We start from the raw sequence: 22,337 nt of genomic DNA on the forward strand, positions 1-22,337 counted from the left end.
CCAAGCACGGGAGCAACTACATGACCTTACAACAAGAAATCCGGGATTACCTCGCGAGATCCGATATCAAGATGCGGGCACTTGCTCTGCAGGCGGGTCTTAATCCAAGGGCTGTGCAGGATATTCTCGACCTCCCTGGGATTCGGCCGGATCGGCGAACGCTGGACGCCCTTGGTGAGGTCATGGGGGTCCACCTTCCGACACCGGTAAAGCAAATGACCTATGCGAGGCTGATCGCCGATCTGTCGCGTATGACGGAAGATGGGAAGGCGGATCGTAGAAATCGCGTGCTGGCCTCTCGTGTGAGAAAATTCCTGGAAACCGCGGGCTGGGTTGCCGAAACCGAAATCGTCGATCGCCGACGTGCGGTCGAGAAGCTGGCCACCTGGTCAGCGGCAACCCTCGGTGTCTCGCAAGGCAGCTTCAACACCTACAAGTCCGACATTCTGACCGCCATTTCGTGTCATGGCGGGCGGAACAGGCCCACTGGCATTCGTGATGTGTCGGGCCTCTACCGCGAAATCCATGACTTGATTACCAAGTCGGTTTTCCCAGACGATCTCAAGCTGATTTCCGGAGCGTTCCTGACTTACCTGGACCAGCAGGCGATCCAGCCTGCCGACATCACCACAGACGTTCTCAAGGAGTATTATCTGTATCGGCTGGCAGTCAGTCCGAAATGCGAAGCGAAATGCAAGAAACATGTGATGCGGATTTCAGCGCTCTGTACGCGCCTTGCAAGCGATCCCGCTTTTGCTTCATTCGGCTTCGAGGAGGTGGCGCATCCTTTCCCGGACGGCAGAAACAAACACGGTGTCGAGGCTGACCTGTTTTTCGGCGTGCTCTCTGAGTTCGATGGTTCGGTCTCCCGCTGGCTGAAGGGAGAGACGTCGCGCGATGGCCTTTCCCAGGAGGATTTTCTTACGCAACTCGACGCTGCGGAGGTCATGACCCCCGCCAATCCCAAGAAAGCCCTTCTCAAGAAGAGTACCGGTGGACGCAGGCGCTCTGAAGAAGAACGGCAATCCGCCGGCTTCCTGCTGCCAAATGAGACCTGGAGCGAAAAAACCATAAAGAACCGGCGCTACCAACTGATTGCTGGTGCGAAGGCGCTCTATGCGGCGCGTGGCTACCTGATTGAGGACCTGACCGAATATACCGATCCGGACGTCGTGGAGAATGTCCTCGACGCCCTCAGCTCCGGGAATTCCGACGACGAGTTTCCCAGCGGCTATGTCGAGACGGTCGGCAAGACACTGAAGAAGCTGGCTCGGGACTATGTCGGGCGCTCTGCCGACGACGTGAACGCCATCGCGGACCATATCAAGGAACATGCAATCGGCGAAGCCGGCATTTCGCGGCGCAACAAAGCTCGCCTGCGCCAGATCATTGGCGACAGGCAGCAATGCCTGATCGACCTGAGCGACATATTGATAGGAGAAGTGAACAGCACTCTCGCCGCAAAAGCGAGAAAGCGTCCTGGGGTCACCAGAGCAGACGCGCTTGGAGCGGAGGAGGTGCGCGACATCATGTGTGCCGTTGCGAGCGATATCCTGCTTGCCAGAGCGCCGCGACGGGCCAACGTGACCGGCATTCGTCTTTCCTGGATTTCCTGGATGGGCAGCACAGCGCGGATCGTCGTTCCGAATATCGAAGTGAAGGGACGCGACAGCGATGATCCGGACTTGCATATCCCGCTCGATGAATATGGGTCCGGTCGGCTGAAGGTGTTTCTCGACAAGGCACGCCCGAAGGCGCTCCGACTGGGCGACGAGGACAATCCTTACCTGTTTCCAGCCCAGGGCGACAGAAGCACCAAGCAACAGCCCTATTCCGGGCTTCTGGAACGCCTGTCGAGGCACACAAAGCGTCTCGTAGGCCTGAAGATGAATCCGCACCTCTATCGGCACTTCCTCGGGTGGCTCTGGCTCAAGGAGGATCCTGATCGATTGCCCGATGTGCAGCGTCTGCTCGGCCACAAACGGCTTGAGACGACGCTCGCCCACTACGCGGAGATTGACGAAGACCTCGCGCTCGACCGCTGGAGCAAATACCTGGCTGATCGGAAATCCCGGGAGCGCAAGAGCGGCAAAAAGACAAGGAAAACAGAATGAAAGCGACACAAATAGCGTATCGGGATGCACGTCCGTCGCACGGACATCACGGCCACAATATCGGGAAGCATGCCTTCTGGATCGCCAACAGTACGACGCTGGCCAAAAAGCAAGGTGAGCCATGGGCTGCAAGAGAAAGTCACCTCGCGCACAGAGTTTGCGGGAGGACCTTATGATGGGCAGTCGCGACACTCCTGGAACGAAACCCGGTCCGAGCTCTCCGGAGGAATTCCGCGAGGCGTTTCGGAAGGATCGACCTGGTGTCGATCCCACGCCCGTCTTCCACGCAGTACGGCTCTTTTCTGAATGGCGGGGGGACGTAGATTGGCCTTTGCTCGTGCCCGACCACATGGAAATCGCCGAATATCTGCAGGATCTTTCCGTGCGCCTCGGAAAACAATACGCCGACACCGAACTCGCACATCTTCAGGTCGGTGCCCCAGTCCTTTGGAGTATTCCGATTTCCGGCATGATCGGAAAGATACTGCGGCAGGGGCGGTGTGAGCCGAAACTGGCGGCGAAGTCGACCGACGAGCGATGCCGCTCGGCGATCGCATGTCTTCCTGAGGCATGGCAGCCGAAACTCGTCGCGAAACTCAGCAGCGAACCAGGACGGCGGTCGGAGAAATGGAGCGCCGCCCACACACAATCTGTGGCCTACGCTCTGAGCCGCTGGCATCGTGCGTCGATCGAATCCGGTCGCGATGTGAGGCCCTGCGGAGCGACATTCCACGCCTATGCGAGCGATCTTAAGGATGACGGCGTCAGCGATCGCAGCATTGCCGACTATCTGTCGCGAATCGTATCAGGCTTCCGGGTCTCGGTTGAACCCGATTTCCGCAGCGCGGGATGCGAGTATGTCATCGCGCGGCACCAAGAACTCGGAAAGCTTGCAGGACGACACACGAAGAGCGGTGACCAGATCGTGGGAGCGTCGAGGCTCTTTGATCTGGGCGTGGACCTCATGGACGCCGCACGTCAGCAGGGCCCCCGGGGGCTTCACATCGCGCGCGATTTCCGAAACGGATTGCTCGTTTCCGTCGCCGCGGCGTTGCCGCAGCGCGCTCGGGCCCTCTCGCACCTGTCGCTTGGGACGACTGTGGTGCTTCTCGAGAAACCGTATGTTCATATCCTGCTTCCTGGACGCGTTCTGAAAATGCGAGAAACGAAGAAGCAGTCGGGCAGCTTTGACAAGGTCCTGTGCAACCCGGTGCTCTGGGCTGCCCTTGACGATTATCAGCGGGACTTCCGCCCGCTTTTCGACGATGGCCAGTCACTCTTCCCGAGCATTCTTTCCGTCGGTGCCACCATCACGTCGTCGCAGCTGGGTCGTCTTATCGGGAACCTGACCCATGAGTATCTCGGTGTGCGGATCAGCATCCATCGCGTCCGCGACAACGTGGCAACCGAAGCTTCGGAAAAGTTGCAGAGTGGGGGGTACCTCGCCCCCGCGCTCATCGGCAACAAAAGCGCTGCGACGACGAGGGACAGTTATGACCACGCGCAGGGCATGCGGGCAGCCCAGGAGTTCGGTGAACTTCTTTCCGGGAGAAGGACATCTCCGACAACCTTGCTGTTGTAGCGGCTGCGCTCGCCGCATCGATTGGCGCAGCGTATAAAGGAGAGCTTGCCCGCCACCGCTCTCCGCCGCAAGATGCTGAAAAAACGCAAATATTTCTGTGGTATTGACAACGGGCTGCTCTCATCCGCACGGGGTGGAATGTCTCCATTCTCAACTTTTTCCCCTGACTGCCGCAACTTGCCAAAACCTCCGCACCATCGTTGCGATATTCACAACATCGAGGCCACGTGACCGTTCCGCCAACCATGGTATTGAGATGTTCATTTTACAGGAAAGCAACGTCTACCGCCTAACCCGCAAGGATTTGCCGGTCGTTCGCTGCACCATCAGCGTTCTGGATGGGCGGGGAGCCGTCATTCGCTGCGACGTGTACGGATGTCTGCTTTTGAGAAAAGTGCTCAGCATGGGTGTCTTCTCGGTCGTGCAAATTCCTTGTCGGACGTGAGGAGAAGGGGGCGATGATGTCGCCTGCAGCGCAGACAATCGACATTTCGAAAAACGGCTACCTTGGCTTCTTCATTGCGGCACGCCAGAATTAAAAGCGTAGCGCACCTGATGGCGGTATTCGTTTTCAGGCAGGAGTACCGCTTTGGGAAATTCCGACCTGTTGGGCGCGTCTGGCCAAGCCTGGGTTTCCAGTGCGACCCCGGCAAATGGCTTGTATGTCCTGCCGTCCAAGCCGACGAGACCCGCCTCTGGAACATAGGCGGAATCATATACTTGGAGGCCGGTCTCCGTCGTGTCGACGGACATCGAAAGACCGCTTTCCGCGCTGTGTAGCCACGCAACCGGCCGTAGGGGCTTTCGCGTATCAGACAGGCAGAAATTGTGGTCCAAGCCCCGCCTTCCGATTTCCGATCGAGCGCGGAAATCGAATTTTGTACCCCCCACCGATCGGATTTCACCGGTCGGAATCAGGTCTGCGTCGACAGGTAGGTTTCCGCATCAATTCGCAATTCGTGGCGGGTAATGTCGGGGCCGCCATCGAGGTTGAAATATCCATGATGCGCAAAGGAACATGGCGTTGCGGCGGTTGTCGTGGCGCGGATATCGAAACTGAGGCTGCAATCTTTGGTAAGGGTTATTTCGGCGTGAACCGTCAGATGGCCGGGGAACCCCATCTCGCCATCGGCAAGCTCAAGACTCATCATAACGCTGTTTTCATTGAGTTTCTCGATGCTCCAGATCCTCTCGCCAGCGCCGACCTCGCCGCCGTGCAGGGCGTGTCGACCCAGCCAATTGCGCGCCACGTTGTATTCGTGTCCATCGAGTAGGAACCGACCATGCCCGATCCTGTTAGCGAAGCGTCCAACAATCGCGCCGAAGTATTTCATCGGGTCGAAATATGGCTCGATCGAAGGGGCGCCGAGTACGAGCGAGTGCGCAAACCCCTCCAAGCGGAGATCCTGGATTGTCGCACCATAGGTAAGCACCTTGGCCTGCAGCCCGCCGCCTCTGAGCGTCACCCGATGTATGGCTTGATTGTCGGGCGTTTGTCCGAAGGTTTCGAGATCTTGCGACACGATCGTCTCCTTGTTGCGTGGTGGTAATTGTCTTTGCCGCCCGCGCGGTTCAGCGCGCTCTTGGGCGGTGCGCGCTGGCCCCGCGTCCCGTGTTGCCTTGTGCGGCGCGTGCCGGGGACCAGCTTTCATCGAGTCTCAGTTCGGGTCCTTCACAGTAGGTGCCACCTAAGGATCCGGTGCGTTTCGACATGGAACGGCTATGTCTCAGTGCCCGGTGGTTGCCCTCTGAGATGCGATTGCCGGATCTTGATCGGCCCTTCGAGCCGCACTGCTTCGAAGCTTGATGCGCCAGCCTCCAATAGCTTACGCGCGCACCACTGGCCCATTTCGCGATGCGGCAGCAGCACCGTGCTCAGACGTGGTGACAGATGCTGCGCCACCTCCTGGTCGTCATATCCCATCACCCCAATGGTCTCGCCGATGCGATGCCCGCGCTCCTTGAGCGCTTCGTAGCAGCCGATGGCCATAAGATCGTTGGCACAGAAGATGGCATCCGGGGGTCGTGCAGCTTCCAACAGAGCGACCGTCGCGGCATGTCCCCCGCTTGGCAGGAAGTTACCCTCGACGATCAGGGTCGGGTCTACCTTGATACCTGCGACGCGCAGCGCGCGCTTGTAGCCCTCTTGCCTCTGGATCGATGCATCCATCCAAGGCTCGCCAGTGATGAAGGCGATGCGGCGATGGCCGACTTCGATAAGGGTCCGGGTGGCCAGTTCTGCGCCTCTCCGCTCGGCCGGAACGATCGAGGACACACGCCCGGTGGAATCGATGCAGTTCAACAAGACTGCCTTGTGCCGCGCCAGCGCATCAGGCGGTGCAATCTCACGCGTTAGGATTGAGGCGTAGGCGACGCCATGCACCCGGTCAGCGGCCCATTTATTGAGAACCGCCGTCTCGTGCGCGCGATCGCCGCCGGTCATCACCACCTCGACGATGACGCCCTGTTTCCAAGCCTCTTCCTGCAAACCCTCGATTGAGATGGAGGCGAAGGGGCTGGTGGCGATCTCGTCGAACATGAGGCCGATAACTCGGTGGCTCGTGCTGCTGGTGGGCCGACCGGCAGCGCGCGAGCGATAGCCAAGTGCCTCGACTGCTTCAAGCACGCGAGCGCGGGTGTCCGCGCTGATGCGCATGTTCTCGGTTCCGCTGAGCACGAAGGATACGGTTGATTGTGAGACACCGGCCTCGCGTGCAACGTCCTTCATCGTGACCCGGGCGGTCTTTTCGTTGTTCGACGTCATTACCTTCGCCCCTCATTCGCAGTCCGGTCCGGGTCCTTGGAGCTTTCCATAAAACGCTAATGGACAAAACTAATAATTATTGCTAATAAAGATTATCAGGCGGAGTCGCCGGGTGGAGGAGCCCGCATCGAGGCTTGACGGGAGGATAAAATGCCAAAAGCCAAGTCTCCGCTTCGGCGGTTGAACGAGACGCAGTCGGCTTACCTGTTGCTGCTGCCGTTTTTGCTGACCTATGGGCTGTTTCTGATCTACCCGTTTTTCCGCGGAGTCTGGATCAGTCTGCATGATTGGAACCTCCTGCAGGTCGCCTTCAATCCTGATGCCAAGAAATTCGTGGGCTTCGAGAACTATGTTCGTGTCATGTGGGGCCGGAATATCGAATGGAGCCCTTGGGCGCGGCCGGTTCTCCAGGCATTGGGTCTTCTTGGCATCGCTGCTGCCGTCACGTTGAATCGGACCCGCCGCCTGACGGGCGCGACGGGCATCGCGCTCGGTCTTGCCGGGGTCGCGCTATTTCTGATTGCGGGCGTATATGCTGGGGAGGAAGGGCGCTGGTTCGACCGTCGCTTCTGGCCGACGGTAGGAAACACCGTTCTGTTCGTGGCGCTCACCGTGCCGGGGGTGACGATCTCTGCGCTTCTGATCGCTGCCGCGCTCAACCGTGAGACGCGCGCAATGGGCCTTCTGCGCACGCTGTTCTTCTTGAGCCAAGTCCTGTCAGTCACCGTCGTTACGCTGATCTGGCAAATCATGTTCTCGCCTCGCCAGGGTCTGATAGCAAACATTACAGAGCTGTCCGGCGGCTCGCCGATCACTTGGCTGACCGACGAGCGTTTCGCCATGGCGGCGATCGTGATCGCGACGATCTGGTGGTCCCTTGGGATCGCAATGATCCTGTTCCTCGCGGGACTTCAGGACATTTCCAAGGATCTGTTCGAAGCGGGCGCGCTCGACAATTGCACTGGCATACGGGCGTTCTGGTACATCACGCTGCCGAACCTGAAACGCACCATAACGCTGGTAATCATCCTACAGATCATCCTGCATTTTCAGGTCTTCGGACAGTCGCATCTGATGACCCAAGGTGGCCCAAATGACGAAACGCAAGTGCTGGTGCGTTATATCTACCAGACCGCGTTCCGCGACAGCGAACTGGGCCGGGCCTCGGCCATGGCGGTGTTCCTGTTCGTCATCATGGGCGCTTTTTCCATCGTGCAGTTTCTCGTCGGACGGGAGGAGAAGGACTGATGCTTTCGCGCAGCTATTACTGGCTTGTTCTCACTCTTTCGATCCCGGCCTTCCTGTGGCTTGTTCCGACGATCTGGATGGTGTCGCTGTCTTTTCAGCCTAACGAGGTGCTGGCGCGAACGACTTCCTCCACCTTTCTCGGATTGGTGCCAATCCCCTTCACGGCAGAGAATTACGCCGCTCTCTTCGCGTTCGGGCAGACGCCGATGTGGTTCCTGAACTCGATCGTTGTCGCCCTGGGCATGACGCTGGGCGTGCTGGCCGTGTCAACAACGGCGGGATACGCGCTGGCGCGGCTCGACTTTCCGTTCAAGACGCCGATCGCGGTTTTGTGCCTCATTGGCCTGATGGTGCCCGAGCAGGCGGTGTTCATCCCGCTTTATACGATGTTTTCCGATTTTGGCTGGCATAACAGCTATCACGCCCTGATCCTGCCGCGCATGGCAGTGCCCATCGGGGTCTTCCTGATGCTGCAGTTTTTCAAGGCGATCCCGAAAGACATCGAGGAAGCCGCGCGGCTTGAAGGTGTCAGCTGGATCCAGATTTTTTGGCACGTCATGCTGCCGCTGGCCCGGCCCGCGATGATGACGCTGGCAATCCTGACGTTCCTTTATGCCTGGAACGATTATCTCTGGCCGCTCGTGTCGGCGCAGCAGCGCGACTACTTCACCATCACGCTCGGACTGGCATCAATCCAATCGAATTTCGCGCAATCGGAAGGGCTGGGCCGTGTCATGGCCTCGGGTGTCATCGCCTCACTTCCGGTCGTAATCCTGTTCCTGATCTTCCAGCGTTACGTGGTTCAGGCCATGACCGCGGGCGGAAGCAAAGGCTGAAGCGGGGCGGAGCCCCGGCATAATATCCAAGGGAGGAAACCAAATATGAAACACCTGCTGACAGGAACCCTGCTGGCCTGTGCCTGCGCCTCGGCGGCGACGGCCCAGGACATCACATTGGGCCGCTTTTTCGGAGCCTGCGAAGATGCGGGCAACGACACCAAGGCCAGTGTCGGTGAAGCCTGCATCATCCAGTCGATCATCAACGCAGCAGATGCCGAGATCGAGGGCGTGTCGATCGAGACGCTGCCGACCGATTGGGGCAATTACTACGACCAGATCAAGGCCGCTTATGCGGGCGGCACCCCGCCGGACGTGCACGTCATGCACCGCCACAGGGTGCCTGAATTTGCAGGGTTCGGCGCGCTCGCAGCGCTGACCGAGGACGACCTTTCTGGCGCGGGGATCGATCCGGCCGATTGGACTGATAGTGCCCGTGATGCGGTCACCTATAACGGTGAGATCTATGGCATACCGATGGATCTGCATGCCAACCTCTGGCATGTGAACATGGACTTGATGGCCGAAGCAGGTTTGGTCGAAAACGGTGAACCTGTCCTGCCGTCCTCACCCGAAGAGCTGTTGGAGCATGCGCGCCAGCTGAAAGAGGCGACGGGCCAGAATTATCTTGCGGCTGATTTCGCACAATTCCCCATCGGGGTGCGTCTTGTGCTCGCGCTCATGTGGCAACAGGGAGAGAATATCTTCTCTGAGGACGGCACCGCCACGATCGACAACGATGCCGCGCAGGCGGCGGTTGAGACAATCACCCAGCTCTTTGCTGAGGATTTGTCCAATCCGCAGCTGAACTACGCCGACAGTCAGCAATCCTTCCTCAACGGTGAGGCCGCGGTTCTGGTCAACGGCACCTGGGTCGTGGACTTCTACACCGCGGAGGCCGCGAAGGAGGAGACCGGGCTCGACAATTATTATGCCGCCGATTTCCCGACACTCTTCGGGGAAGGCGCGACTTGGGCGGACAGCCATATTTGGGTCATTCCCTCACCGGTGAAGCAGGATGCCGAGAAGTATTCGGCCGCGCTGAAGGTGCTGGCCTTCATCAACGAGCACAATGTTGATTGGGCCCGGACCGGCCACATGGCCGTGCGCAACTCCGTGCTTGAAAGCGATGAATATGCCGCTTTGCCGCACCGGACTGAATATGCAGGGACGGCCGAAATCGCGCGCGATACCCCGCCCGCGGAGAACTACGGCGCCATTCAGGACGTGTTGAACCGTGAGCTGCAGGCGATCTGGCTGACGGACAAGCCGGTCGGTGACGCCCTCGCGGATGCCAATATCGAAGTTCAGGATCTACTTGATCGCTGATGCCACAACGGCCGCCCCGCTGTTTTATGCGGGGCGGTCATTTCCTGCTGCGGAGGAGTTGAGATGTTACCTTGGTCGCGCCAGAAAGCCTGTGCCTGGCACGATGCGCAGCCGTGGATCTGCGGATGCAATTTCCTGCCATCGAGTGCAGTGAACTTCCTCGATATGTGGCACAAGGACAGCTTCGATCGCGACACCATTTCGCGGGAGCTGGGTTGGGCTGCAGGGTTGGGCTTCAACGCTGTGCGGGTCAACCTGCATTCGCTAATTTGGGAGCACGACCGTGCAGGCCTCCTCGCGCGGGTCGAATGGTTTCTCGACGCAGCCTCGGCGAAAGGAATCCGAACGGTGCTCTGCCTCTTTGATGACTGTGGCTTCGGCGGCGCCGAGCCAGTCTACGAAGCGCAGCCCGACCCCGCACATGGCGTACATAACAGCCGTGCAGTGGCCAGCCCGGGCCGCGCGACCGTGATGGATCGTGAGGCGTGGCCCATGCTCCAACGATATGTCAGCGACGTACTCATGCAGTTTCGCGCAGATGAGCGCATTCTTTTCTGGGATCTCTATAATGAACCTGGAAACCGCATGATCTTTTCGGCGGGGGGCTTTGATCGCTACGATGAAGCCCTGATGCCGCATAGCCTTGCGCTGATGATTGCGGCCTTCGACTGGGCACGCAGCGTTGGACCGACGCAACCGTTGACCGTAGGCGCTTGGATGACCCCGCAAGTAGGCAGCGACGAGGTGCCGTTCCAATCCGAGATCGACCGCCGCGCTGTGGAATTGTCGGACATCGTTACCTTCCACGCCTATTGCAATGCATCTTCCGCAGCGCGCTTCATCGACCATCTCGAAGCGCATGGACGTCCGATCTTCTGCACAGAATGGATGGCGCGCCCAGTCGACAGCCGGATCGAGGATCAGCTCCCGCTCTTTTGCAATCGGGGTGTCGGCTGTTTCCAATGGGGCTTTGTTAAGGGCCGGACGCAGACACATCTGCCCTGGCCCGAGGCGCTGGTTGTGCAGCATGGCGGCCATGCAGACCGGCGGATCTGGTTCCACGACATCCTGCATACAGACGGGGCACCCTATGACCCGACGGAGACTGCAATGATCCGCAAGCTCACCGGCGCCTCTTATCCTGCAACAATTGACTGAGAGAGGACGCAGCATGTCCCGCGTTGAACTGTCCCAAACTATCAAGCGCTACGGTGCAACTGAGGTGATCCACGGCATCGACCTGGAAGTCGATGAGGGCGAATTCTGTGTCTTTGTCGGACCCTCAGGCTGCGGCAAGTCCACGCTTCTGCGCATGATCGCAGGGCTCGAGGAAACCTCGGACGGCACCATCCGCATCGGTGTGCGTGACGTCACCCGCGTCGATGCCGCTGACCGCGGCGTCGCCATGGTGTTCCAGACCTATGCCCTCTATCCGCATATGACCGTAGAGGAAAACATGGGCTTTGGCCTGCGGATGAACGGCCACGCCAAGGACGAGATCAAGCAGAAGGTCAACGAGGCCGCCGGGATCCTCAAGCTTGAAGAGTACCTCTCGCGCAAACCCAAAGCGCTCTCGGGCGGGCAGCGTCAGCGGGTGGCCATCGGCCGCGCAATCGTGCGCGGCCCGGAGGTGTTTCTCTTCGACGAGCCGCTTTCGAACCTTGATGCGGAGCTGCGCGTCGACATGCGGGTCGAGATCGCGCGCCTGCATAAGGAGATCGGCGCGACGATGATTTATGTCACCCACGATCAGGTCGAGGCGATGACTCTGGCCGACAAGATCGTGGTGCTGCGCGCGGGTTATATCGAGCAGATTGGTGCGCCGATGGATCTGTACAACAACCCTGATAACCGCTTCGTGGCGGGCTTTATTGGCTCGCCGTCGATGAATTTTCTGCGCGGGACTGTCACGGGGGACGGCGTCAAGGTGCCGGGGCTTGGCCAGACCCTTCAGCCGCAGGTTACCTTGCCGCCTGAAGGCACAGCGGTTCAGATCGGCATTCGTCCGGAACACCTCAAGCTTACCGATGGCACCGCGCTTCGGGTCGACCTGACCGAGGCGCTCGGCGGCGTGTCCTACGCCTACCTTGTGGCGGAAACCGGCGAGCGCATGATCGTGGAGGACCGCCGGAGAGAGCGCATCGGCAAGGAGGACCGTGCGGACGTCACGTGTGATCCCGGCGACATCTTCGTGTTCGATGCGGAAACCGAACAGCGGATCCGCTGAGCCGGGCGCACTGAAACTACCTCAAGGATAGGTTCGACTATGTCTCAGAACATCCTCGTCTGCGGCGGTGCCGGGTATATCGGCTCCCACATGGTGCGGCTGTTGCGCCGCAGCGGCCATGTGGTCACGGTTTTCGACAACTTCTCGCAGGGGCATCGGGCGGCGCTTCCTGACGACGTGTCGGTCATCGAAGGTGATTTGTGCGACCCCTCGGCCCTTGTGCGCGCCTTCGCCGCTGGGCCCTTCGATGCGGTCTATCATTTTGCGGCTCTGATCTCGGTCGGCGAGTCGGTAACCGCGCCGGACCTCTACTATCGCAACAACGTGGTTGGCGCGCTCAATCTGCTCGACGCCATGCGGGGGGCGGGCTGCGACCGGATCGTATTTTCCTCGACCGCCGCGATCTTCGGCAACCCGGAAACGGATCTGATCGACGAGAGCCACCGCCGCGCACCGCTCAATCCATATGGCTGGTCGAAACTGATGATGGAGCAAATCCTCGCCGATCATGCCCATGCCTTTGGAGTCCGTTCAGTCAGCTTTCGGTATTTCAATGCCGCGGGCGCGGACCCCACGGGCGCGATTGGCGAGGCGCACGATCCGGAAACGCACCTGATCCCCAATATCCTTCTCGCAGCGATGGGAGTCCGATCTGGCCTTGAGATCTTCGGCGATGATTACGACACGAGAGATGGGACCTGCGTGCGCGACTACATTCATGTGGACGACATCGCGTCTGCACATCTGGCCGCGCTCGGCTTGATGGATGCGGAACCGGGGGCCCACGCCTTCAATCTCGGAAACGGCCGCGGCTTCACCAACCTTGACGTGATTGATGCCGCACGAGATGTGACCGGCCGGGATATCCCGGTTCGGGTCGGCCCACGACGTCCGGGGGATGCGGCCATGCTTGTCGCCGACAGCACCAAGGCACGCAATCGGCTGGACTGGACACCTGAGGTGCCTGACATCCTGGACATCATGAAAACCGCGTGGACATGGCATCAGGCCCCGGCCTATGGGCCTTTTGCTGTGGAGCACACCGCAGAAAGAAGTGCAAAATGACGGATGTCGATACCCTTTCAGAACGGCCGCACCGTCGCTTCAATCCGCTGCGGGACGAATGGGTTTTGGTGTCTCCGCATCGGGCTAAGCGTCCCTGGCAGGGCCGGTCCGAGGACACGGCGCCCGACACCACCCCGGCGCATGATCCGACATGTTATTTGTGTGCGGGCAACACCCGAGTAAACGGCGCGGTCAATCCCGACTACCGGGGTGCCTTTGTGTTCGACAATGATTTTCCGGCTCTTCTTGATGAAAGTATAGAGGTTGCCTCCGTGCCCGATCCGCTTTTCCGGGCGGGACCTGCGCGCGGGACCGCACGGGTGATCTGCTTTTCGGAGCGCCACGACCTGACCCTGCCGGAGCTGCCGGTGCCCGCGATCCGCAAGGTTGTCGATCTCTGGGCGTCTCAGCTTGAGGAGTTGGGCGCACAATATGATTGGGTCGCGATCTTCGAAAACAAGGGAGCGGTCATGGGCTGCTCAAATCCGCATCCGCATGGCCAGATCTGGGCGTCCGATTTCCTGCCCAACGAGATTGTCCGCGAAAACGATGCGCAAAAAGCTTACCTTCAGGCACACAAGTCCCCGCTGCTCGTTGACTACGCCGCCCGCGAAGGCGCCGACGGGGCACGCACGGTTGAAGAAAACGACCATTGGATCACCGTCGTCCCGTTCTGGGCGGTCTGGCCGTTCGAGACATTGGTGCTGCCAAAGCGGCATGTTCAGTGGCTGACCGACTTGACCGATGCAGAACGCGACGCGCTGGCAGAGCACCTTAAACGGCTCTGCACCCGGTATGACAACCTTTTCGAGACCAAGTTTCCGTATACGATGGGCTGGCACGGCGCGCCGATGAGCGACGGCGATCACGGACATTGGCAATTGCACGCGCATTTCTATCCGCCCTTGCTGCGCTCGGCGGCGGTACGAAAATTCATGGTTGGCTATGAGATGCTGGCGGAGGCGCAGCGCGATCTGACCGCCGAAATCGCGGCCGCACAGCTGCGCGAGCTGTCCGCCACCCGCCACTATATGGAACAGGGGCAGACAAAATGAGCCAAGCCCTGCGAGAGAGGGCCATCGAGGCCTACAAAGTGCGTTTACAGGCAGAGCCCGCGGCAAGCGCCTTCGCGCCTGGCCGCGTGAACCTTATGGGGGAACATACCGATTATAACGGCGGATGCGTGCTGCCCGTGACGTTGGATCTCGGCATAGGGATCGCGCTCGGGCCCGCGGGACGTCCGGGCGTGGTCCGCTTGGTCAGCGACGGTTTCGCCGGAGAAGAGGTCCGCTGCGTGGGCGAGGGCGCCTCGGGAAGTCGGAGCGACTACGCGTTTGGCGCGCTGCTTTCCGTGGCCGAGACCGCCATCAAAGAGGACGGCTTGTGTGTTGCTGTAACCAGCGATTTGCCGTCGGGCGCCGGATTGTCGAGTTCCGCTGCGATCGAGGTGGCCGCGATCCGTGCCGCAGGGGCCTTTCATGGGGAAGATCCGGATCCGGTCGCGACGGCCATCATCGCCCGGTCGGTCGAGAACGACTTCGTCGGAATGCCCTGCGGTGTCATGGATCAGTTCGCCGTCTCCGTTGGCCATCCGGGCTCGGCGCTTTTCCTCGATACCGCCACCTTGGCGCATGAGGCTGTGTCCTTGCTCGCGGATCATAGCTTTATGGTGGTTCATTCCGGTGTCAGTCACAAATTGACCGACGATGGCTATGCGTTACGGGTTCAGGAATGCAGCCAGGCCTGCGCAGCGCTCGGCGTGGATGCACTTGGCGAATTGGGTCTCGATGCACTCGAAAGCATCGCAGTTCTTCCCGAGCCGCTTGCACGGCGCGCACGCCACGTGGTCACGGAAAACGCGCGGGTTGCTTCTGCGGTGACTTCGATGCGGGAAGGGGATGCTGAAACGCTTGGTTCTTTGATGCTCGCAAGTCACAAATCGCAGCGTGATGATTACGACGTGTCCGTTTCGGAGGTCGACGCTGTGGTTGAGAGCGTCATGGCGCTCGGGGCCAAGGGCGCACGCCTTACAGGTGGCGGCTTTGGAGGTTCGATTGTCGCGCTGGTTCGTTCAAGTCGTGTCGATGACCTTGTTGATCAACTTGCTCGAAATCTGCCGAAAGCGCGGCTTCTTGCCATGATCGATGGAGGATAAGCGCATCTTAGCTGCATTTGCGTAAGCCCGCCCGCGTTTGCCTAAGCTGGCATTGCATTACTCGACTAATGACACCGAATGCCCCAAAAGGTGTCGTTCGCGGCAGGCCGGGCGAATGCCCGCAATGGGCCGGTCGCGACGATTCAGCTTTTGCTGTATGCGCGAAATCGCTCCGGCGCGTCGCTTTCGGAAAGGGCTCGAACCAGACCTTCGCCGCAGATCGCACGAAGATCCGGTGTGGGCCGCAAGCAACATAGACAGTATCCGTTTGGCCGTGGATTCGCCGCGCCGCTGCAAGGCGGCCACGAGCCCGAAGCGCGCGCCTATCCAGATGCATGAAATCACGAAATCGAGCGCCCCGGTTGTCAGGCAAATACCGAGCCGCCTTGTATCGCTGGGCTCGGCAGATCCGTCTACCACATTTCCACTCTGATTTCTGCTAACTTGGACGAAAGCTCAATCGCCGTGGGAGAGGTTGGATGACACCAAACGGCCCGATGAAGGCTGAAAGGATAGGCGTTGCCTCCGCCGGAAACTGGATACTGGACACAGTCCATACGATATCGCATTGGCCGGAGAAATCGGGCCTGGCGCTCATCGCCGCCCAGCATGTCGGCCTTGGTGGTGGCCCGGCCAATGTGGCTGTCGGCCTCAAGGCCATGAAGGCGGGCTACCCCGTCTTGCCGATCGGATTGGTTGGCGCGGGTGCTTTAGGGGACGAAGTTCTCCGCTTATGCCGCGAGGCGGGATTGCCGGTGGAGGGGTTGTAAAGGACGTCGAGCGCGACAACGTCGCAGACTCACGTGATGAACTTGCCTGGCGACAGTCGGACGTTCTTCCATCACCCGGGCGCTAACGCTCTGCTCGATGCGTCGTCGTTCGACATCGAAAGTCTGGCGGACAGAAATTTCAAGGTACTGTACCTCGGCTATCTCACGCTGCTCGACAAGCTGGACGTAATGTGCCCCGACGGAAGAACCGCTGCCGCTCATCTCCTGTCGCATACGAGAGCCCATGGGATCGTGACCTGCGTCGACCTTGCATCGTTCAAGTCACCCACCTACCGCGACACGGTGGAGGCCACTCTGCCCGAAATCGACATTCTGTTCGCAAATGAGCTTGAAGCAGAACTGGCAACGGGCGTGCAGCTCGCGGGCGAAGCGGACGTTGACGGAATGATACGCGCAGCGCGTATCCTGAAATCTGGGGGAATTGGGATGGGCGTGATTGTTCATTCACCAGCCCGGGTGGTCTGGTGCGGCCACGGCGGTGAGCACGTTCTGACACCCGAGCCGATCCCCACCGAGAGGGTGATCAGCGCTGTCGGCGCTGGGGACGCCTTCGCTGCAGGCGTGATTCACGGCATCCACGAGGACTGGCCGATCGAGAGTTCGCTGATTTTCGGTACGCGTGCAGCGGCGGCGTGCCTGACCGGATACACGGCAACGGACGGATTGAAGGACCTGTCTGTTCCAGCGAGCCCGCCGTCGTGATTCACCGCATAGAGAGGGTCCCGCATGGCCACTTGGTTCACAACCTGAACAGCGGGGCCTGAGAACTCGCTGCACTGGTCACGAATGGCCGCTATTTCTTGTGCGTCGAAGCTATCAGGTCCAGTTGGGTTAATGCTGCATTTGCGGGGCTCCGGTTGGGTCACTTCCTGAAAGAGCTCGAAGTGGTCATTCGCTGCTGCTGGCGTAGATGACCGCTCTGGGCCGATTGTGTTGAATAACTCCGCCCCACTGAAATCGCTTGAAAAACGCGGAATCTGGTTCTCGGATTTTCGCGCCTGGAGAACAGGCTTTGCCAAGCGGTCGTTCAGCGGGAAGAAGTTCTTCAGTTTCACACTGGGTTCCCAAGCCATCGAGTTTTCCAACACAATCGGCCGTTGGCTGCAGGTGGTATGAAGCATTCCTACTGGCCGCTTCGTCCGGTTCATGCTTGTTGTGCGCTTTGTATCTGCTGAGACATCTCTGAAAGAAATAGCTTTTGCGCAGGCGATAACGAGTACCGGTGGCTTCGTACCATCACTATCTCGCGTCTCCAGAGGGCTTGAGTCAGTGGGATCGGGCGAATGGAACCTTGGGCTTCTTCTGACTTGAAGATCACGCGCGTCATCATGGTCAGGTAATCGTCCGAAGCCACCATCGACTTCAGGATATGCACGGAGTTCGTGGAGACACTTGGCGCAGGCGGCTCCAGGCCATTTCGGCGAAAAAGGCTGTCAAATCCAATCCATATGGCATTGCCTTTTTCCGGCAGCACCCAGCGGCTGGTAGCAAGATCAGCCAGGCTGAGCTGGCTTTTCTTGAAGACTGGGTGCTCAGGGCGCGCGGCGACGCATACCTCCTCTTCAAAGACCGGAGTGATGATCATGTCGGGCAGGAAGTCGGAGCTGATATTGCCGACCAACGCAAAATCGACGCGGCCGTTTGCAACGGCTGCGATCATGGCGTCTCCCCCGCCTTCTATCACCTGGACCTGGATTTTCGGGGCTTTGGCGCTGACTGCAGCGATCGTTGGCTCAAGCAGGGTGGTGACAGCGCTGGGAACCAACCCCACGCGAACATACCCCGCAGTGGCCCCGTTCAGCATCTGAAATTCATCGAGCACGCGCGCGGTTTCAAACTCGATACGCTCTGCGTGCCGCTCCAAGGCTTCGCCGAAACGGGTGAGGGTCATTCCGCTGGAGTGACGGTCGAACAGGCGCGCGCCCAAAGCCTCTTCCAGCCGCCGCAAAGATCGGCTGAGGGCGGGTTGGGTCATTCCGACCCGGTCTGCGGCGCCGATGATGGACCCCGCGCGCGCAATGGCAAGAAAGATGCGGAGTTCTCTGTGATTGAGCATCATTACAAAATGTTATGGGAAACGCTTTAGAAAGCAATGGGCAAGCGTGAGGCTGACGCTTTTACTGGGGCCGCAGCTAATCTGGGAGATTTGGGGTGTCTTCGTCAGCGACGGCCGATGCAACGCATGTATATCTGGGTTATACTCAGGACGCGCTCGATCAGGCGTATACGCAGTCCCATTGGGCTGCGAATATGGACCGAATACTGCAAGGCTGGGCCGAGAAAAGCGCATCTGTTCGCACATCCGTTCCCGGCTACCGTGAACACGCTTACGGGAAAACTGCATGTGAGCGGATCGACGTATTTAACGCGGGCGGTCCTATCGTGCATGTCCACCTTCATGGCGGCGCCTGGCAGCGGCAGGCAAAGGAGGGATGCAGCTTCATGGCACCGGCTATGCGCGCCGTGAACGCGCCCTTTGTCGTGCCGGAATTCGGCAAACTGCCCGCATTCCGGATGCCGGAGGTATTCGATCAGATTGTTCGCGCCATCGTCTGGACCTATCGCACGCTGGTTGTCGACCAAGGCAAAGCGGGGATCGTGGTCTCTGGCCATTCATCCGGGGCGCATATGGCAGCCCGCATCGCGTCGCACGATTTTGGCGACGAAATGCCGGCCTCAACCTTGCGCGCCGTGCTCTGCGTCAGCGGTGCCTACGACCTCGAACCGGTCATGTTGAGTGCGCGGCGCATCTACATCGACCTGTCCGAAAGAGAGCAGCGCTTCATGAGCCCAATCGCGCGGATCTCGGAAACGAAGGTCCCGGTTCACCTGTTCTACGGGTCCGAGGAATCGCCCGAATTCAAACGTCAATCCATCGCTTATGCCGACGCTTTGCGAGGTCAAGGTAAACTTGCATGCTGTACGGAAATCGCGGGCGCAAACCATTTCGAAATCGCAAGCCAGATGGCGCAGAGTGACCAAACCGTCGGGCGCGCCGTGGCCGGTCTGCTTTCGGAGGAAAGCCGCAAGACAGCAAAATAATCCCGAAGGTCGCCGGGATGCGTGCAGGTGGCCATGAAAACCAACAGAGGAGACCAAGCCATGAAATCCCTTAAGGTTGGCGCCGTCGCGGCGTGTCTTGCAATGTTCAGCGGGGCCGGAGCCTTGGCCCAAAGCGGTCCCGTCGCTGTGGGCACACTGCCCCAGGGGTCCCTGGGCTATGCGATCGCGGCGGGCGTCTCGCAGGTGGTCTCGGAGAACACCGATGTCAGCATGCGCGCGGTCGGGCAGGGGGGATCATCGGTGTTCATCCCGGCGCTCAATCGCGGGGAGATCGATTTTTCCACCTCGAATACGTTTGAGGCGGTCTTTGCGACCCAGGGAACCGGAAACTTCGAAGGTAACGCCAATCCCAACGTGCGGGTCGCGGCGCTGCTTCAGCCTTTCGAGGTCGGGATCATGGTAGCTGCCGACAGTGACATCACCTCGCTGGAGGACTTGCGCGGCCAACCCTTCCCCGTTGGATATACCCGGCAGCGACTTGTGGGTGTTATGCAAGACGCTGTCTTCGACGCCGTCGGGATGAGTTCGGATGACCTCGATGGCGTTCCAGTTCCGAATTTCGTCGAAGGTGCCAAGCTCCTGGCGCAAGGGTCCGTCGTCGGTGTCATGCTGGCGCCCGGATCGGGTGTGGTCCGGCAGACCATGGCCCAGACCCCAGTCCGATTCATCAGCGTCATCGAGGGTGAGGACGCGGCGGCGGCGGTCGCGCAATCTCTGCCCGGAAGCTATGTGGGCCGCGTCGAGCCTGTCGAGCGCTTGCCGGAGATCACCGAACCCGTCGATCTGATCGGCTATCAATACGCGCTTCTGACCCATGCCGAGGCGGATGAAGAGGTCGTTTATTCGGTGGTCAAGGCGCTCTACGAGAACAAAGAGTCGCTGATTGAGTCGCATGGTTCTTTCCGCAGGTTCGATCCAGACGCCATGGCCTTTCAGGTCGAGGGCGCAAGCCTCCATCCGGGCGCGGAGCGGTTCTATCGCGAAGTCGGCATTCTGGAGTGAGCGGGGATACGGCAAATCGCAGCGACGCAGCTCCTGTTGCCAGGCAGGACAAGGTGGCAAGCACCCTTGCCGTCATCATGGTCTGCGTTTCTGTTGCTTGGGCCGCGGGCCTGCACCGTGCGCTCAGGCTGTCTGTCTATACCGAACAATTCCTGGCGGCCGTTCTCGCCTTGGCGCTGGCCTATGTTTTCCTGACCAAACCGGTCCGGCGGCTTCCCAAAGGGCCTGGACGAGCCGTCGATCTGGCACTTGCCGGGACAGCGCTGGCTGGTGGCCTTTGGCTGGCCATCTATTACCCCGATCTGTCCTTGGCGGCGGCGATCAATCCTATGGATGCGCTTTGGGTATCGGTGGCCGTAATAGTGACGCTTATCTTCGCGCTCTTCCGGGTCGCGGGGTGGCCCTTGACCGGGATCGTGCTGGCCTTCGCGGCATACGGACTTTGGGGAAGCGCATTGCCCGGACAATTCCAGGCGCTTCCCGTGTCTCCGCAACGGCTCGCCTCGCAGCTTGCACTTGATACAGGTGGCGTGTTGGGCACGCCGCTTGCCATCGCAGCCACCGTCGTTGTCATCTTCGTAGCCTTCGGGCGCCTTCTTGATCACTTTGGCGGTGCCGCGTTCTTCACCGATCTTGCGGCGGCGATCATGGGCGGGTTTCGCGGCGGGGCAGCCAAGATCTCCATCGTGGCATCCTCCCTGTTCGGAGCGATCTCGGGCAGTGCCGTGTCGAATGTTGCAACAACCGGCATAGTCACGATCCCCCTGATGCGGCGCTCCGGCTTCCGGGCAGAGACGGCCGGCGGGATCGAAGCCGTCGCCTCGACCGGTGGCCAATTGACGCCGCCGGTGATGGGTGCGGCTGCGTTCCTGATGGCCGAGTTCCTGAACATTCCCTATTCCGAAGTCGTGCTGGCTGCGCTTATCCCGGCGGCCCTTTATTACTTCGCGCTCTTTCTTCAGGCCGACCTGACAGCGGCGCGCGACGGCATATCCGGAATGCCTGCCGATGAACGCCCGAACACGGGGCGTGTGCTCAAGTCAGGCTGGTTGTTTATCCTGCCCTTCGTTGCTCTGATCTGGGCGCTTTTTGCGCTCAATTATCGGCCGGCCACGGCGGGTCTGGTCGCCTGCGGAGCCCTTGTCCTGATCGGTCTTCTCTTGCCGCGGGCCTGGACCCGCCTGCGCCCGGACCGGCTTGTTGCCGCCATCGCGGCGGGCGGGCCGAGCTTTGCGCAGATCGTCGTCATCACTGCGGCGGCGGGAATCGTGATCGGTGTATTGAACGAAACCGGTCTGAGCTTCGGCATGACGTCCTACCTCGTGACCTTTGCCCGGGAAGACGCGCTTTCGCTTCTCTTCCTCGCGGCATTCGTCTCGATCGTCCTTGGCATGGGTATGCCGACCATTGCGGTCTATGTGCTGCTGGCGGCGCTCGTCGCGCCTGCGCTGACACGTCTCGGAATTGAGCCAACGGCCGCGCACTTGTTCGTTCTTTATTTTGGCATGATGTCCATGATTACCCCGCCGGTGGCGATTGCGGCTTTCGCCGCTGCTGCCTTGACGGGTGCGGGGCCGATGCGCACGGCTTTCGCGGCGCTTCGTTTCGGCTGGCCGGCCTTCGTGCTGCCCTTTTCATTCGCTTATAATCCGGCTCTGATCCTCAAGGGTAGTATCGCGGCTGCGGCGGTCTCAATGATACTGGCTATCGCGGGGGTCGGGATGATTTCGATCGCTCTGGCGGGGTGGATGACCAAGCCGCTGGGATGGGTGAGCCGTACCTTGCTTGGTCTCGTCGGCGGCGCCCTGATCCTCTGGCCCGTTCTGATCTGACATGGCAACGAATTCATGCCGGACGACCGCAAGAGGTGGATCCCGTCTCCTGCGCTCCACTGCTTTGCCGGGACAGCCCGCGCGGACCGCCTTTTCGCGGTCTAAAGGCGCAGCTGAATAGATTTATCCGAATCCGAGACCGCGCAATCGCAAAATCGGACCTTAGCTGCTTGGCGGAGCAGCGTCTGCTATGGGGCCGTTCGCGTCGGATGCGCTCCTTTGGCAGTTAGGGCGTATTCCGTTGAAAAACTCGGCTCGGCGGGCGATTTGCCCTTCGTGCAAGATTTGCGGCGCATGCGCCTGACCTACCTCAGCTGGCGACTTCCGGA

General features: G+C 60.0%; 17 protein-coding genes and 2 pseudogenes. 16 read left to right on the forward strand and 3 right to left on the reverse strand.

Going from position 1 to position 22,337, the window contains the following annotated elements; all coding sequences use genetic code 11:
- Positions 1-20: 20 nt before the first annotated feature.
- A complete protein-coding gene (locus BW990_RS16130) occupies positions 21-2,114 on the forward strand; it encodes a tyrosine-type recombinase/integrase (protein ID WP_076449609.1) in 2,094 nt (697 codons plus the stop codon).
- Positions 2,115-2,463: 349 nt separating this feature from the next.
- Positions 2,464-3,696 carry a site-specific integrase gene (locus tag BW990_RS16140; protein ID WP_143526244.1) on the forward strand — a complete coding sequence of 411 codons (1,233 nt, stop codon included), beginning with the start codon at positions 2,464-2,466 and terminating at the stop codon, positions 3,694-3,696.
- Positions 3,697-4,212: 516 nt separating this feature from the next.
- Here the strand turns inward: BW990_RS16140 and BW990_RS22560 are convergent.
- Both BW990_RS22560 and BW990_RS16150 read right to left on the reverse strand, forming a co-directional pair.
- A pseudogene (locus tag BW990_RS22560) lies at positions 4,213-5,348 on the reverse strand (aldose epimerase family protein).
- Between the two features lie 68 nt (positions 5,349-5,416).
- Positions 5,417-6,460 (reverse strand): LacI family DNA-binding transcriptional regulator, encoded by a 1,044-nt coding sequence (locus BW990_RS16150; RefSeq protein ID WP_083950662.1) that lies wholly within the window; start codon positions 6,458-6,460, stop codon positions 5,417-5,419.
- Between the two features lie 180 nt (positions 6,461-6,640).
- Here BW990_RS16150 and BW990_RS16155 point away from each other — a divergent pair, with 180 nt between their 5' ends.
- From BW990_RS16155 to BW990_RS16195, 11 genes and pseudogenes are all read left to right on the forward strand, one after another.
- On the forward strand, positions 6,641-7,708 hold the full coding sequence (locus BW990_RS16155) for a carbohydrate ABC transporter permease (protein ID WP_200798063.1): 1,068 nt from the start codon (positions 6,641-6,643) through the stop codon (positions 7,706-7,708).
- Complete coding sequence (locus BW990_RS16160; protein WP_076449617.1) at positions 7,708-8,544, forward strand: carbohydrate ABC transporter permease; 837 nt, start codon at positions 7,708-7,710, stop codon at positions 8,542-8,544. The genes BW990_RS16155 and BW990_RS16160 overlap by 1 nt, the downstream gene beginning before the upstream one ends.
- 45 nt (positions 8,545-8,589) lie before the next feature.
- On the forward strand, positions 8,590-9,873 hold the full coding sequence (locus tag BW990_RS16165) for an extracellular solute-binding protein (protein ID WP_076449619.1): 1,284 nt from the start codon (positions 8,590-8,592) through the stop codon (positions 9,871-9,873).
- 63 nt (positions 9,874-9,936) lie between these two features.
- On the forward strand, positions 9,937-11,031 hold the full coding sequence (locus BW990_RS16170) for a glycoside hydrolase 5 family protein (RefSeq protein WP_076449621.1): 1,095 nt from the start codon (positions 9,937-9,939) through the stop codon (positions 11,029-11,031).
- Positions 11,032-11,044: 13 nt separating this feature from the next.
- Positions 11,045-12,100, forward strand: coding sequence for an ABC transporter ATP-binding protein (locus BW990_RS16175; protein WP_076449623.1), 1,056 nt, complete (start codon positions 11,045-11,047; stop codon positions 12,098-12,100).
- Positions 12,101-12,139: 39 nt separating this feature from the next.
- Complete coding sequence (gene galE / locus BW990_RS16180) at positions 12,140-13,165, forward strand: UDP-glucose 4-epimerase GalE (RefSeq protein WP_076449625.1); 1,026 nt, start codon at positions 12,140-12,142, stop codon at positions 13,163-13,165.
- Positions 13,162-14,220, forward strand: coding sequence for a UDP-glucose--hexose-1-phosphate uridylyltransferase (locus BW990_RS16185; RefSeq protein ID WP_076449626.1), 1,059 nt, complete (start codon positions 13,162-13,164; stop codon positions 14,218-14,220). The genes galE and BW990_RS16185 overlap by 4 nt, the downstream gene beginning before the upstream one ends.
- Complete coding sequence (gene galK / locus BW990_RS16190; protein WP_076449627.1) at positions 14,217-15,320, forward strand: galactokinase; 1,104 nt, start codon at positions 14,217-14,219, stop codon at positions 15,318-15,320. The genes BW990_RS16185 and galK overlap by 4 nt, the downstream gene beginning before the upstream one ends.
- Before the next feature lie 78 nt (positions 15,321-15,398).
- On the forward strand, positions 15,399-15,659 hold the full coding sequence (locus BW990_RS21555; RefSeq protein ID WP_143526247.1) for a hypothetical protein: 261 nt from the start codon (positions 15,399-15,401) through the stop codon (positions 15,657-15,659).
- 140 nt (positions 15,660-15,799) lie between these two features.
- Entirely contained in the window at positions 15,800-16,090 is a 291-nt protein-coding gene (locus tag BW990_RS21105; RefSeq protein ID WP_143526248.1) for a carbohydrate kinase family protein, read from the forward strand.
- Positions 16,091-16,111: 21 nt separating this feature from the next.
- Positions 16,112-16,813, forward strand: a pseudogene (locus tag BW990_RS16195) (carbohydrate kinase family protein); the annotation flags it as partial.
- Between the two features lie 442 nt (positions 16,814-17,255).
- On the opposite strand, the gene BW990_RS16200 reads toward BW990_RS16195, so the two are convergent.
- Complete coding sequence (locus tag BW990_RS16200; RefSeq protein WP_076449629.1) at positions 17,256-18,170, reverse strand: LysR family transcriptional regulator; 915 nt, start codon at positions 18,168-18,170, stop codon at positions 17,256-17,258.
- A 92-nt stretch (positions 18,171-18,262) separates the two neighbouring features.
- On the opposite strand from BW990_RS16200, the gene BW990_RS16205 reads away from it, so the two are divergent.
- From BW990_RS16205 to BW990_RS16215, 3 genes are read left to right on the forward strand one after another with little or no spacing between them, the layout of a single operon-like run.
- Entirely contained in the window at positions 18,263-19,153 is an 891-nt protein-coding gene (locus tag BW990_RS16205) for an alpha/beta hydrolase (RefSeq protein ID WP_159441676.1), read from the forward strand.
- Between the two features lie 60 nt (positions 19,154-19,213).
- Complete coding sequence (locus BW990_RS16210; RefSeq protein ID WP_076449633.1) at positions 19,214-20,176, forward strand: TAXI family TRAP transporter solute-binding subunit; 963 nt, start codon at positions 19,214-19,216, stop codon at positions 20,174-20,176.
- A gap of 53 nt (positions 20,177-20,229) precedes the next feature.
- A complete protein-coding gene (locus BW990_RS16215; protein ID WP_076449635.1) occupies positions 20,230-22,008 on the forward strand; it encodes a TRAP transporter permease in 1,779 nt (592 codons plus the stop codon).
- Positions 22,009-22,337: the final 329 nt, after the last annotated feature.

The organism is Roseivivax lentus (assembly GCF_900156805.1).
Lineage (GTDB): Bacteria > Pseudomonadota > Alphaproteobacteria > Rhodobacterales > Rhodobacteraceae > Roseivivax > Roseivivax lentus.

What these genes read in the sequence shown, in the direction of transcription:
- BW990_RS16185 (WP_076449626.1), top strand. Translation starts at nt 13,162, where the DNA reads ATGACGGATGTCGATACCCTTTCAGAACGGCCGCACCGTCGCTTCAAT.
- BW990_RS16170 (WP_076449621.1), top strand. Translation starts at nt 9,937, where the DNA reads ATGTTACCTTGGTCGCGCCAGAAAGCCTGTGCCTGGCACGATGCGCAG.
- galK (WP_076449627.1), top strand. Translation starts at nt 14,217, where the DNA reads ATGAGCCAAGCCCTGCGAGAGAGGGCCATCGAGGCCTACAAAGTGCGT.
- BW990_RS16165 (WP_076449619.1), top strand. Translation starts at nt 8,590, where the DNA reads ATGAAACACCTGCTGACAGGAACCCTGCTGGCCTGTGCCTGCGCCTCG.
- BW990_RS21555 (WP_143526247.1), top strand. Translation starts at nt 15,399, where the DNA reads ATGCCCCAAAAGGTGTCGTTCGCGGCAGGCCGGGCGAATGCCCGCAAT.
- BW990_RS16210 (WP_076449633.1), top strand. Translation starts at nt 19,214, where the DNA reads ATGAAATCCCTTAAGGTTGGCGCCGTCGCGGCGTGTCTTGCAATGTTC.
- BW990_RS21105 (WP_143526248.1), top strand. Translation starts at nt 15,800, where the DNA reads ATGACACCAAACGGCCCGATGAAGGCTGAAAGGATAGGCGTTGCCTCC.
- BW990_RS16130 (WP_076449609.1), top strand. Translation starts at nt 21, where the DNA reads ATGACCTTACAACAAGAAATCCGGGATTACCTCGCGAGATCCGATATC.
- galE (WP_076449625.1), top strand. Translation starts at nt 12,140, where the DNA reads ATGTCTCAGAACATCCTCGTCTGCGGCGGTGCCGGGTATATCGGCTCC.
- BW990_RS16150 (WP_083950662.1), bottom strand. Translation starts at nt 6,460, where the DNA reads ATGACGTCGAACAACGAAAAGACCGCCCGGGTCACGATGAAGGACGTT.
- BW990_RS16140 (WP_143526244.1), top strand. Translation starts at nt 2,464, where the DNA reads ATGGAAATCGCCGAATATCTGCAGGATCTTTCCGTGCGCCTCGGAAAA.
- BW990_RS16200 (WP_076449629.1), bottom strand. Translation starts at nt 18,170, where the DNA reads ATGATGCTCAATCACAGAGAACTCCGCATCTTTCTTGCCATTGCGCGC.
- BW990_RS16160 (WP_076449617.1), top strand. Translation starts at nt 7,708, where the DNA reads ATGCTTTCGCGCAGCTATTACTGGCTTGTTCTCACTCTTTCGATCCCG.
- BW990_RS16175 (WP_076449623.1), top strand. Translation starts at nt 11,045, where the DNA reads ATGTCCCGCGTTGAACTGTCCCAAACTATCAAGCGCTACGGTGCAACT.